We start from the raw sequence: 12090 nt of genomic DNA, 5'->3' as shown, positions 1-12090 counted from the left end.
AGGGTGGGAGTCGATGACTCCTCTATCCCGACGACACGTTCTGCTCGGCGGGTTGACACTCGCGGCAGTCGCTGCCTCGTCGCACACGATCGCACTGGCTGATCCGTCCTCCTCGGTGGACGCTTCCATCGAAGACCTGGAGCAGCGGAACAACGCCGCCATCGGCGTCTTCGCCGCCAACCTGGCGTCGGGCAAGACCGTGGCACATCGTGCGCAGGATCCGTTCGCGATGTGTTCGACGTTCAAGGCCTACGCGTCGGCGCGGGTGCTGCAGATGGCCCAGCACGGCGAGCTGTCGCTCGACGACACGATGTTCGTCGACCCGGCGGGGATCCTGCCGAATTCGCCTGTCACGCAACCGCGGGCCGGCGGCGACATGACGCTGGCCGAACTGTGCCAGGCGGCGTTGCAGCAGAGCGATAACGCCGCCGCCAACCTCGTGTTGACCAGGATCGGCGGGCCGCAGGCGATCACCGCGTTCGCGCGCAGCATCGGAGACGAAAGTACGCGGCTGGACCGCTGGGAGATCGAGCTGAACACGGCGATCCCCGGCGATCTGCGCGACACCAGCACGCCGGAGGCACTCGGTGGCGGCTTCCGTGCACTACTGACCGGGGACGTCCTCGCATCACCCCAGCGTCGACTGCTCGAGGACTGGATGCGCGCCAATCAGACGTCCAGCATGCGGGCCGGGCTTCCGCCGGGCTGGACCACCGCCGACAAGACCGGCAGCGGCGACTACGGCAGCACGAACGACGTCGGCATCGCGTATGGCCCTGACGGGGAGCGGGTTCTGCTCGCGTTCATGACGCGGTCCAAGGCCGACGATCCCAAGGCGGAGAACATGCGCCCGCTCATCGGGGAGCTGGCTGCGTTGGTGCTGCCCACACTTCTCGTCTAGCGGCGTCCATGCGTCCGACCGAGCCGTGTCCCTGTGGGTCGGATGAACCGTTCGGTCGCTGTTGTCTGCCACTGCATCTCGGCGAAAGTCTGGCCGAGACGGCCGAACAGCTGATGCGCTCGCGCTACAGCGCGTACGCGGTCGGCGACCTCGACTACATCTGGCAGACGTGGCATCCCCGGACGCGGCCCGAGACGTTGACACCCGACACCGGGTTGAGATGGACCGGACTGGAGATCGTCGACACCGTCGACGGGCAGCCCGGCGATGCGACGGGAGAAGTCGAGTTTCGCGCGCACTACCTCAAAGACAGACGAAGCGGGACGCTGCATGAGCGGTCCCGCTTCGCCTTTCGAGCCCGCCGGTGGTTATACGTAGACGGGGAGTTGTACCGGTGATCAGGCCAACAGTGTGGCCGGATCCGTGAAGGGCAGATCCAAGTCGGCCGCCACCTGCTGGGAGAGCAGCGAACCCTGGTGCGTCGACAGGCCCTTGGCCAGCGCCGGATCGGCCTCGCAGGCGGCCTGCCAGCCCTTGTCCGCGAGCTTCAGCACGTACGGCATCGTCGCGTTGGTCAGCGCATAGGTCGACGTGCGCGGCACCGCACCCGGCATGTTCGCGACGCAGTAGAACACCGTGTCGTGCACCGCGAAGGTCGGGTCGTCGTGGGTGGTGGGCCGCGAATCCTCGAAGCAACCGCCCTGGTCGATCGCGATGTCGACGAGCACCGCACCGGGCTTCATATGCGCGACAGTCGAATTCGTGACCAGCTTCGGCGCCTTCGCGCCCGGCACCAGCACGGCGCCGATCACCAGGTCCGCCTCCTTGACGGCGTCCTCGAGGTCGAGCATCGACGAGTAGCGGGTCTCGATGGCCCCGCTGTTTTCGTTGTCGATCTTGCGCAACGTGTTGATGTTGACGTCGAAGACGGACACGTGGGCGCCCATGCCCTTGGCGATGCGGGCGGCGTTGTAGCCGGCCACGCCGCCGCCGATGACGACGACCTCGGCCGGGGCGACGCCGGGTACGCCACCCATGAGCACGCCGCGACCGCCGTGGCTGCGCATCAGGTGATACGCGCCGACCTGGGCGGCCAGCCGGCCCGCGACCTCGCTCATGGGGGCGAGCAGCGGCAGGGATCCGTCGGCGAGCTGCACGGTCTCATAGGCGATCGACGTGGTGCCCGACGCGAGCAGTGCATCGGTGCACGGCTTCGATGCCGCGAGGTGCAGGTAAGTGAAGAGGGTCTGGCCCTCGCGCAGGCGCGAGTATTCGGCCTCGATCGGCTCCTTGACCTTCAGCAGCAGATCGGCCTCTTCCCAGACCTCGTCGACGCTGTTGATCATCTGCGCGCCCGCGCGCTTGAAATCGTTGTCGGAGATCGCAGACCCCTCGCCTGCGCCCACCTGGATGAGTACCTCATGGCCGCGGTGGACCAACTCGGCAACACCGGCGGGCGTGATGGCGACGCGGTACTCGTTGTTCTTGATCTCGGTCGGGATGCCGACGCGCATGATCGCTCCTAAAGTCGAAGTGCTGTGTAAAGTGTGAAGAATCTTCGACGTATTAGCAATAACTCTGTAGATACTTCGCTAATATCGATTTATGACCGAACGACTGACAAAACCAACGGCGCGTCCCACGCGTCCGCCGAAGGATGTTCAGGCCATCGAACTCGACGACGTGGATCGGCGGATTCTGCTGACCCTGCACGGCGACGCCCGGATCTCCAACAGCGCGCTGGCCGACGTTGCCGGCATCGCCCCGTCGACGTGTCACGCCAGGCTGCGGCGGCTTCAGGACCTGGGCGTCATCCGAGGCTTCTACACCGACATCGATCCCGCGGCCATCGGTCTGAACCTGCAGGCGATGATCTCGGTGAGTCTGCAATCCAATGCGCGCGGCAAGATCCGCAGCTTCATCCAGCACATTCGGACCAAGCCGCAGGTGATGGATGTGTACTTCCTGGCCGGCGCGGAGGACTTCATCCTGCACGTGGCCGCCCGCGACACCGAGGATCTGCGGTCGTTCGTCGTGGAGAACCTCAACGCCGACGCCGATGTGGCGGGCACGCAGACGTCGCTGATCTTCGAGCATCTGCGGGGTGCGTCCCCGCTGTAGTCCCGACAGAAGTCAACGTGAGGGCAGCCGAGATTCACAGGAAATTCGCAGCAACGTGCCCTTCGCAGCCTGTTGCACGTCATCACTGGTAAGAGCGACATTGCAGCCGCCGCAGAGGGGTGGACCAGAACAATTCGCCGGACGATCGTGGATCTATGAAGTTCGGAGTCGACGTGCCCACCTGCCTGGCCGGGATGGCGTACCCGGTGCCGTTCGCGACGGCAGACGAGGTGATCAAGATCGCGGTCGAGGCCGAAGAGCTCGGCTACGACGAAGTGTCCGGAAATGACCATCTGAGTACGCAGCGGTTTGTCCGCGACGCATGGCCGGACCCGCCGGACTATTTCGAGCCGCTGATGATGCTGGCCACCATCGCGGCCAAGACGTCGGTCGTGCGGCTGGGCACCGGGATCCTCGTGCTGCCGATGCGTGATCCGGTACTGCTGGCCAAGCAGGTCGCCACCCTCGACCACGTCAGCGGTGGGCGGGTCACGCTGGCCGTCGCGGCAGGGGGATACCGTGACGAGTTCGAAAGCGTGACACCCGATCTCGCCCACGCCTCGCGCGTCGACCTCATGACCGAGGGCATCGAGGCGCTGCGCACGCTGTTCGAACAACCGCACTCGACATACGAAGGCAAGTACCGACGGTTCGTCGACGTCGAGTCGTATCCCAAACCCTTGCAGTCGCCGCTGCCGATCTTCTCGGGCGGGAACGCCGAGGGAGCGCTCCGGCGCGCGGGGGAACGGTGTGAGGGTTGGCTGCCCGCGAAGATCGGGCCCGCCGAGATCGCCGCCGGGCGCGAAAAGGTGGCCGCGTATGCACGCGCGGCGGGGCGCGATCCCGTCGGCGTCACCATCGGATTGCAGACCGTGGTGTGCATCGCGGATACGGCCCAAGACGCGCGGGAGCGTGTTGAGCGGTCGACCTTCAACCTGTTCCGCAAGTCGCTGAAGGAAACGATGATGAAGGGCGTCGGCCTCGACAAATACCTGGCCGACAATCTGATCGGCACGCCCGACGACGTCTGCGCGAAGGTCGCGGCCTTCCGAGACGCGGGCCTCGACGGCTTCTTCGCGACGCTGTTCGTCGCTAATACAGTCGATGAGATGCTCGAACAGATGCGGCTCTTCGCCCGTCATGTGATGCCGGCCTTTCAGACCGCGGCATCCCCGCTGTAGTGCGCGTTGACTCTGCGCTCACGGCGCGATTTTCGCCAGATTCCCGCCGTGGGCGCAGAGTCAACGTGGGGTAGCGGATCGAGACTCGACGGGCGGTCCAGCCCCACCAACTAGGGTTGCCCCATGCGAGTCGGAGTGCTGGGGGCAAAGGGCAAGGTCGGCGCGACCATGGTGGCGGCCGTCGAGAACGCCGAGGACCTGGCGTTCACCGCGGGCGTCGACGCCGGCGATCCGCTCAGCCAGCTCGTCGACTCCCGCACCGAGGTCGTCATCGACTTCACCCACCCCGACGTCGTGATGGACAACCTCAAGTTCCTGATCGACAACGGGATCCACGCCGTCGTCGGCACCACCGGATTCACCGACGAGCGGCTGGCGCAGGTCCGGGAGTGGGTGGCGGCCAGGCCGGACGTCGCGGTGCTCATCGCGCCGAACTTCGCGATCGGCGCCGTCCTGTCGATGCACTTCGCGCAGCAGGCCGCCCGCTTCTTCGAATCGGTCGAGGTCATCGAACTGCACCATCCGCACAAGGCCGACGCGCCGTCGGGCACGGCCGCCCGGACCGCGCGTCTGATCGCCGAAGCGCGAAAAGGACTTCCGCCCAACCCGGACGCGACCAGCACCGGCTTGGAGGGTGCCCGCGGCGCCGACGTCGACGGGATTCCCGTGCACTCGGTGCGGTTGGCCGGACTCGTCGCGCACCAGGAAGTGCTCTTCGGCACGCAGGGGGAGACGTTGACCATCCGGCACGACAGCCTCGACCGCACCTCCTTCGTCCCCGGCGTCCTGCTCGCGGTACGCAAGGTGGCCGAGCATCCCGGCCTTACCGTGGGTATCGAGCCGCTGCTCGACCTCTGATGAGCGAGCGATCGCAGGTCCTGCGCATCCAGCTGCTGATCGGCTTCATGTGCGTGGCGCTGGTCGTGTACTTCATTCTGCTCGGCCGAATTGCGGTGGCATTCATCACTTCTGGCGAACCCGCCGCGATCGGGCTGGGCGTGGCCTTGATGATCATGCCGCTTATCGGCCTGTGGGTGATGGTCAGCACGCTGCGGGCCGGTCTCGCCCACGAACGACTGGGCAGGATCGTCAAGGACGAGGGCATGGAACTCGACGTGAGCTCGCTACCTCGGATGCCGTCCGGGCGGATTCAGCGCGACGCCGCCGATGCGCTGTTTGCGACGGTGCTCGCCGAACTGGAGGAGGATCCGGACAACTGGCGACGCTGGTATCGGCTGGCCCGTGCCTATGACTACGCGGGTGATCGCAGCCGCGCGCGGGAGGCCATGAAGAAGGCCGTCGAGATGGAGGAGCGGACATGAGCAAGACGCTTCTGATCGTGCATCACACGCCGTCCCCGCACACGCAGGAGATGTTCGAGGCCGTCGTCAAAGGCGCCAGCGATCCGGAAATCGAAGGTGTCGAGGTCGTGCGCCGGCCGGCGCTGACCGTCTCGCCCGTCGACATGCTGGAGGCCGACGGCTACGTGCTCGGAAGCCCGGCCAACCTCGGTTACATGAGCGGCGCGCTCAAGCATGCCTTCGACGTCTGCTACTACCCGTGCCTCGACGCCACGCGGGGGCGGCCGTTCGGCCTGTACCTCCACGGCAACGAGGGCACCGAGGGAGCGGAGAAGGGCGTCACCGCCATCACGACGGGCCTTGGCTGGACGAAGGCCGCCGAATACGTTGTGGTGTCGGGCAAGCCGAGCAAGAGCGATCTCGAGGCGTGTTGGGAACTCGGCGCGACAGTCGCGGCACAGCTGATGGAGTAGCCGAAGAGACTCCGGCGTGCACAGTCGCGAACTACCATTGCGGGTCGATACGAGGACGGAAGCGATGGTGGCGGCGACGAATCTTGCCCTGCTGCACGGGGGCGGTCAGGGCAGCTGGGTATGGGACGACGTGATGGGCCTGCTGTCGGCGTCCGAAGACATCGAGTGCATCACCCTGGACGTGCCCGGCTGCGGTACTAAGCGTGGGCGCGACACGTCGGCAATCGAATTCGACGACATCGCCCGTGAGTTCATCAGCGATATCGAGGCGGCGGGCATGCGCGACGTCGTGCTCGTGGGGCATTCGCAGGCGGGCATGCCGATTCCGCGCATGGCCGAATTCGCGCCTACTCTGTTCCGCAGGCTCGTCTACGTCTCGTGCTCATCACCGCCGCCGGGCACCAACCTGCTGGAGTTGATCGGCGACGGCGTGCACGGTGAGCACGAGGACAAGGTCGGCTACCCGCTCGATCCGGCGACGACGACCTTCGAAGAGCGTTTCGCGGTGATGTTCTGCAATGACATGTCGGCGCCTCAGGGGGAGGCATTCCTCGCGAAGTTGGGGGCCGACATGTGGCCGATGAGCTCGTACACGTATCGCGACTGGCGTTACGACCATCTGAAATCCGTTGCGTCGACGTATGTCATGTGCGAGCGGGACATGAGCCTGCCGCTAACGTGGCAGCAGCGTTTCGCCGAGATGCTGTGGGTCGACAGGGTGGTCCGGATCGACGCCGGCCATCAGGTGATGAACACCCAGCCGCAGACGCTCACCGATGCGTTGATCGCCGAGGCGCAGGGCTGACGGGACGGAGGAGAGACATGCCGGGTATCGCCGAACTCGCTTTGGGTGCAGCGCCGATCGCCGGTGGAGCCTTGTTGGGCGCCGCCGCGGGCAGCTTCAAGGGCCCCGACGTCCGCGGGATGATCGCCAAGGACATGGACCTGCTCGAACGGATCCCCGACGATCAGCCCGAACTCAAGGCCCGCCTCAAGGCGAGCATCAACGAGCGCATCAACGATCTGGTCGAGGGCACGGAAAAGTCGCGCGCGCTGCGCCAGGCCGCGGCTTCCTACAGCGGAAACTGGCGCGACATCGTGGTGTTCATCTGCGCGGTGCTGTTCACGATCGTCTGGTGGAACGTCAACCACAGCCGGTCGAACTGGCTGGTGATGTTCATCGTGCTGATCATCCTGTCCGTGGTCGCCGCGATCTACGCGGGCCGCGGGATAGCCCGCGCGGTCGCCACATTCCTCCACAGCAACGACGAGGACAGTCAGTAGTGATAGGTATCTGACGGCGCCGGGATGTGCGCGGGCTCGTCGACGTCGTCGAACTCCGACACCTCGATGCCGTAGGCGCGCGCCAGGTCGAGGATCTTGTTCGCCCTCGCGATGCGCGGCAGATCGGAACCGTTGCGGATCTCCCCGCCGTCGCGTTCGTACTCCATGAAAAACTCTTTGGCCCAACTGATTTCCTCGGGTGAAGGGGAGAGTCCCTCGTTCACCGTCGGGCACTGGTCGGGCGTCAGACAGATCTTCCCGGTCATCCCGAACTCCGCGGACACCGCGGTCGCCTCGCTGAGCTTCAGCGCGCTGGAGCCAACGGTCGGGCCGTCGATGGCGCTGGGCAGATGCGCAGCCTTGGCGGCGATCGTGAACCGTGAGCGCGCGTAGGCCAACGTCGTGGGGTTGTCCCCGAACCCGGTGTCGCGCCGGAAGTCACCGATGCCGAACGCCAGCCTGAACGTCCCCTTCGTGGCCGCGATCTCGGTGATGCGCTCCAGGCCGCGGGCCGTCTCCACCAACGCCACGATGGGCACGTTCGGCAGTCGCTTGGCGGTCTCGGTCACGTGGTCGACGGACTCCACCATCGCCAGCATCACCCCGCCCAGCGACGCCTTGCTCAGGGCCTCGAGGTCGTCGGCCCACCACGGCGTGCCGAACCCGTTGACGCGGACCCAGTCCCGGTTACCCTCGCCCAGCCATCGGATCACGTTCTCCCGTGCGCTCACCTTGTCCTTCGGCGCGACCGCGTCCTCGATGTCGAGGACGACGATGTCGGCCCGAGACGCGGCCGCCGGGGCGAAGCGGTCGTAGTGCGCGCCGTTGACCAACAGCCAACTGCGGGCGAGTACCGGGTCCATGCGCTTGCCGTGTTCGGCGTCCGGCTGCTCTGCCGCCTGGTCTTTCATCCGTCAATGGTGGCGCACCGGCCCTCGGGGGCGCTACGGGGGGTCAGCCCAGGTGGGTGCCGAAGAACGACGCCATGGCCTCCCAGTGCCGTTGCGCCGCCGCCGGGTCATAGGGGGCGTTGTCCGGCACGGCGAAGCCGTGTCCCGCCCCGTACCACTCGATCGTGTGCTCGACACCGGCCGCGGTCAGCGCCTTGGCCAGGGTATCGGCTGCCTCGGTGGTGAAGGACGCATCGTTTTCGGCACCGCCCACGTAGACGGCGGCCTTGATCCGGTCAGCGAGCAGGTGCGGGCTGCCGGGGTCCTCGGCCGCCAGGCCGCCGCCGTGAAACGACATCGCCGCCGCGACCCGCTCGGGCACCCGGCCCGCGACCACCAGGGAGGTCCGCCCGCCCATGCAGTAGCCGGTGGTGCCGAACGTCTCGCCCTTGACCTCGGGCCGCGCCGCCAGATAGTCGAAGAACGCGACCGCGTCGGTCGCCATGATGTCCGGCGTCACCTTGGCGATCATCGAGAAGAGGCGCTTACGCTCGGCCTCGTCGTTGAACACGTTCGCCATCTCGAACGGCTTCCAGTCGCCGTCGCGGTAGTAGACGTCGGGCACCAGCACGGCGTACCCGTAGCCGGCCAACTGGTCGCCCATATCGCGAAATGTCTGGCGTGCGCCGCCGGCGTCGGGGTACATGACCACTCCCGGCCACGGGCCGTCCCCGTCGGGAGTGTGGAAGGTGACGGGGCAGGTCCCGTCCGCGGTGGTGATGGAGTCGGAAATCGTCGGCATGCCATTCGTTCTACTCCTTCCCTCTGGACGTAAGCTGGCCGCGTGCCGGTCACAGGGTCTACAAGCACGCCGTACGAGGACCTACTTCGCCTGGTGCTCGAGCGTGGAACGCCGAAATCGGATCGCACAGGCACCGGCACGCGGAGCCTGTTCGGCCACCAGATGCGCTACGACCTGACGGCGGGATTCCCGCTTATCACCACCAAGAAGGTGCACACCAAGTCCATCGTCTACGAGCTGCTGTGGTTCTTGCGAGGCGACTCCAACGTGCGCTGGCTGCAGGAGCGCGGTGTCACCATCTGGGACGAGTGGGCTTCCGAGACAGGCGATCTCGGCCCGGTATACGGCGTGCAGTGGCGGTCGTGGCCGACGCCGTCCGGTGAGCACATCGACCAGATCAGCGCGGCTTTGGAGTTGCTCAAGACCGACCCGGATTCGCGCCGCATCATCGTGTCGGCGTGGAACGTCGGCGAGATACCGCAGATGGCGTTGCCCCCGTGCCACGCGTTCTTCCAGTTCTATGTGGCCGACGGCCGGCTGAGCTGCCAGCTGTACCAGCGCAGCGCCGACCTGTTCCTCGGCGTGCCGTTCAACATCGCCAGCTACGCGCTGTTGACGCACATGATGGCGGCCCAGGCCGGGCTCGAGGTGGGCGAGTTCATCTGGACGGGCGGCGACTGCCACATCTACGACAACCACGTGGAGCAGGTCACCGAGCAGCTGAGCCGCGACCCGCGGCCATATCCGGAACTCGTTCTTGCGCCGCGTAATTCGATCTTCGACTACACCTACGACGACATCGTCATCAAGAACTACGATCCGCATCCGGCGATCAAGGCCCCCGTCGCCGTATGAGAGTTCTATGACGACTGTCGGGCTGATCTGGGCGCAGTCGACCTCCGGGGTGATCGGCCGCGCCGGTGGCATCCCGTGGCGGCTGCCGGAGGACCAGGCCCGGTTCAAGGAACTCACCATGGGGCGCACCGTCGTGATGGGACGGCTGACCTGGGAGTCGCTGCCGGCGAAGGTGCGGCCGCTGCCGGGGCGGAAAAATGTCGTACTGACGAGGCAAGCTGACTACATGGCTGACGGTGCGCGTGTGGTTCCGCTTCTTCAGGACGCCCTGACCGACGACATCACCTGGGTGATCGGTGGTGAGCAGATATACAAGCTGGCGTTGCCGCTGGCGACGCGGTGTGAAGTCACCGAGGTCGACATCGACCTGCCCCGCGACGACGGGGACGCGGTGGCGCCCACGCTGGATGAAACCTGGGTAGGCACCCAAGGGGAGTGGCTGACCAGCTCCTCGGGTCTGCGCTACCGGTTCTTCAGCTACGTCCGGCCGTGAGCTCGCTGACCGCGGCGCAGGCCCGCCGGATCGCCGTCGCGGCTCAGGGCTTCGCCGAGCCGCGCCCCGCCGGGTCCGTCACCCGTGCACACCTGCGCCGGCTGGTGTCGCGGATCCAAGTGCTGCAACTAGATTCGGTGTCGGTGGCCGTGCGGGCCCACTATGCGCCGGTGTTCAGCCGGCTCGGCCCATACGACCGCGATGTGCTGGATCGTGCGGCGTGGAGTCATAGCGCCCGCTCACCGCGGCTGCTCGTCGAGTACTGGGCGCACGAGGCCGCCCTGATGGCCGTCGACGACTGGCCCCTGCTGCGCTGGCGCATGCGGGAGTACACCCACGGCCGCTGGGGAACCGAGATCGTCAAGAAGAACCCGCGACTGGCCGAGGACATCGTCGCCGCGGTGGCCGAGCTGGGGCCGTCGACCGCCGGGCAGATCGAGGCCCACCTTGGCGCTGAACAGCGGGGCAGGAAAGGGCCGTGGTGGGACCGCAGCGAGACCAAGTGGGTGACGGAGGCATTGTGGTCGTCGGGTGTGTTGACCACAGCCACCCGGGTCGGATTCGCCCGCCACTACGACCTGACCGAGCGGGTGCTGCCGCCGGAGGTGGTCGCCCGGGAGGTCGACGACGAGGAGGCGGTGCGTCAGCTGACGCTGCGTGCCGCCGGCGCACTGGGCGTCGGGACCGAGGCCGATATCCGCGACTATTTCCGGCTCGGCCCGAAGCAGAGCAAGCCGGCGATCGCGAAGCTGGTGGCGGACGGCGAGTTGGAGACCGTCGACGTCGACGGGTGGACGGCGCCGGCGTATATGCCTGCGGGCCAGAAGATTCCCCGGCGCGACCGCGGAACGGCGCTGCTGTGTCCATTCGACCCGCTGATCTTCTTCCGGCCGCGCGTGGAGCGGCTCTGGAACTTCCACTACCGCATTGAGATCTACACCCCCGCGCCCAAGCGCCAGTTCGGTTACTACGTCTGGCCGTTCCTGCTCGACGGCAGACTCGTCGGACGCGTCGACCTGAAGGCCGATCGCGCGCAGGGCGCGCTGAATGTCGTCGGCGCCTTCGCCGAGGAAGGGGAGCAACCGGCGCGGGTCGCGGCGGCGCTGGCGCCGGAGCTGCAGACGATGGCGACGTGGCTGGGGCTTGGCGACGTGAAGGTGGGAAGGCGGGGCGACCTCTCGGCGCCGCTGGCACGGCTCAGTTGAACGGAATGTCGTTGTTGCCCTTGGAGTTCTGGTAGGTCTCCGACAACCCCGCGTAGACGTCGCGGATCCGCCGATCCTGTTCGCGCAAATGCGTGCGCAGCGGTTCGGCCTCGGATTCGACGAGGTGGCTAATCGAATCGCAGGTCCAGAACGCATTGGTGCGTCGGTAATTGCCGTCGCGGACGCCGAACACCTCCTCGAGGATGCGCAGGTCATGCGGAATGCCGAAGGCGTCGCGCGAATCCTCGTAGGTGAAGAAGTAGTAGAAGTTGTCGAATCCCGCCCAGGTGATGGCCGACAGACACAGCGGGCAGGGCTCATGGGTGGACAGGAACACCAGATCGCTAGTCGCGGGCCGGTCGGGCAACTCGTAGAACTGATTGAGGGTGCTGATCTCGCCGTGCAGCAGCGGGTTATCGGTCTCGCTGTTCGTCCCGGCGAGCACCAGCGACATGTCGGACTTGCGCAGCAGCGCCGCCCCGAACACCTTGTTGCCAGCCGCGACACCTCGTTCGGTCATCGGCAGGACGTCGAATTCCATGACGTCGAGCAGACGCGATGCCACGGTCGGGGCCGCCATGGCG

At 66.5% G+C, this 12090-nt stretch carries 16 protein-coding genes; 12 read left to right on the top strand and 4 right to left on the bottom strand.

Features of this window, described 5'->3' with window-relative positions; genetic code table 11:
- Positions 1-13 precede the first annotated feature (13 nt).
- A complete protein-coding gene (gene bla, locus G6N43_RS20275; protein WP_083149813.1) occupies positions 14-901 on the top strand; it encodes a class A beta-lactamase in 888 nt (295 codons plus the stop codon).
- 8 nt (positions 902-909) lie between these two features.
- Positions 910-1299 carry a YchJ family protein gene (locus G6N43_RS20270; protein WP_083149812.1) on the top strand — a complete coding sequence of 130 codons (390 nt, stop codon included), beginning with the start codon at positions 910-912 and terminating at the stop codon, positions 1297-1299.
- Here G6N43_RS20270 and ald read toward each other — a convergent pair whose 3' ends face one another.
- A complete protein-coding gene (ald, locus tag G6N43_RS20265; RefSeq protein ID WP_083149811.1) occupies positions 1300-2415 on the bottom strand; it encodes an alanine dehydrogenase in 1116 nt (371 codons plus the stop codon).
- 91 nt (positions 2416-2506) lie between these two features.
- Between ald and G6N43_RS20260 the strand changes: the two genes are divergently transcribed.
- From G6N43_RS20260 to G6N43_RS20230, 7 genes are all read left to right on the top strand, one after another.
- The gene (locus G6N43_RS20260) at positions 2507-3022 is read left to right on the top strand and encodes an HTH-type transcriptional regulator AldR (RefSeq protein WP_083149810.1); all 516 of its coding nucleotides are present in this window, start codon (positions 2507-2509) and stop codon (positions 3020-3022) included.
- Between the two features lie 155 nt (positions 3023-3177).
- The gene (locus G6N43_RS20255) at positions 3178-4203 is read left to right on the top strand and encodes an LLM class flavin-dependent oxidoreductase (RefSeq protein ID WP_083149809.1); all 1026 of its coding nucleotides are present in this window, start codon (positions 3178-3180) and stop codon (positions 4201-4203) included.
- Positions 4204-4326: 123 nt separating this feature from the next.
- Complete coding sequence (gene dapB / locus G6N43_RS20250) at positions 4327-5061, top strand: 4-hydroxy-tetrahydrodipicolinate reductase (RefSeq protein ID WP_083149808.1); 735 nt, start codon at positions 4327-4329, stop codon at positions 5059-5061.
- Complete coding sequence (locus G6N43_RS20245; protein WP_083149807.1) at positions 5061-5525, top strand: tetratricopeptide repeat protein; 465 nt, start codon at positions 5061-5063, stop codon at positions 5523-5525. The genes dapB and G6N43_RS20245 overlap by 1 nt, the downstream gene beginning before the upstream one ends.
- Positions 5522-5977 (top strand): flavodoxin family protein, encoded by a 456-nt coding sequence (locus G6N43_RS20240; RefSeq protein ID WP_083149806.1) that lies wholly within the window; start codon positions 5522-5524, stop codon positions 5975-5977. The genes G6N43_RS20245 and G6N43_RS20240 overlap by 4 nt, the downstream gene beginning before the upstream one ends.
- Positions 5978-6041: 64 nt before the next feature.
- Positions 6042-6782, top strand: a complete 741-nt coding sequence (locus G6N43_RS20235) for an alpha/beta fold hydrolase (protein WP_083149805.1) — start codon at positions 6042-6044, stop codon at positions 6780-6782.
- Between the two features lie 17 nt (positions 6783-6799).
- On the top strand, positions 6800-7261 hold the full coding sequence (locus G6N43_RS20230; protein ID WP_083149804.1) for a hypothetical protein: 462 nt from the start codon (positions 6800-6802) through the stop codon (positions 7259-7261).
- On the opposite strand, the gene G6N43_RS20225 is transcribed toward G6N43_RS20230, so the two are convergent.
- Positions 7255-8172: an HpcH/HpaI aldolase/citrate lyase family protein gene (locus G6N43_RS20225; RefSeq protein ID WP_083149803.1), complete on the bottom strand. Its 918-nt coding sequence runs from the start codon at positions 8170-8172 to the stop codon at positions 7255-7257. The genes G6N43_RS20230 and G6N43_RS20225 overlap by 7 nt on opposite strands.
- 43 nt (positions 8173-8215) lie before the next feature.
- The gene (locus tag G6N43_RS20220; RefSeq protein ID WP_083149802.1) at positions 8216-8953 is read right to left on the bottom strand and encodes a dienelactone hydrolase family protein; all 738 of its coding nucleotides are present in this window, start codon (positions 8951-8953) and stop codon (positions 8216-8218) included.
- 42 nt (positions 8954-8995) lie between these two features.
- On the opposite strand from G6N43_RS20220, the gene G6N43_RS20215 reads away from it, so the two are divergent.
- The 3 genes from G6N43_RS20215 to G6N43_RS20205 are packed head-to-tail and all read left to right on the top strand — an operon-like array spanning position 8996 to position 11506.
- The gene (locus G6N43_RS20215) at positions 8996-9808 is read left to right on the top strand and encodes a thymidylate synthase (protein ID WP_083149801.1); all 813 of its coding nucleotides are present in this window, start codon (positions 8996-8998) and stop codon (positions 9806-9808) included.
- A 7-nt stretch (positions 9809-9815) separates the two neighbouring features.
- Positions 9816-10301 (top strand): dihydrofolate reductase, encoded by a 486-nt coding sequence (locus G6N43_RS20210; protein WP_083149800.1) that lies wholly within the window; start codon positions 9816-9818, stop codon positions 10299-10301.
- Positions 10298-11506 carry a winged helix-turn-helix domain-containing protein gene (locus tag G6N43_RS20205; RefSeq protein WP_083149799.1) on the top strand — a complete coding sequence of 403 codons (1209 nt, stop codon included), beginning with the start codon at positions 10298-10300 and terminating at the stop codon, positions 11504-11506. The genes G6N43_RS20210 and G6N43_RS20205 overlap by 4 nt, the downstream gene beginning before the upstream one ends.
- Here the strand turns inward: G6N43_RS20205 and G6N43_RS20200 are convergent.
- On the bottom strand, positions 11499-12086 hold the full coding sequence (locus tag G6N43_RS20200) for a nucleoside deaminase (RefSeq protein WP_083149798.1): 588 nt from the start codon (positions 12084-12086) through the stop codon (positions 11499-11501). The two genes, G6N43_RS20205 and G6N43_RS20200, sit on opposite strands and share 8 nt — an antisense overlap.
- Positions 12087-12090 lie beyond the last annotated feature (4 nt).

Source organism: Mycolicibacterium moriokaense (assembly GCF_010726085.1).
GTDB classification, from domain to species: domain Bacteria; phylum Actinomycetota; class Actinomycetes; order Mycobacteriales; family Mycobacteriaceae; genus Mycobacterium; species Mycobacterium moriokaense.
This window is presented reverse-complemented; position numbering and strand designations above follow the sequence as displayed.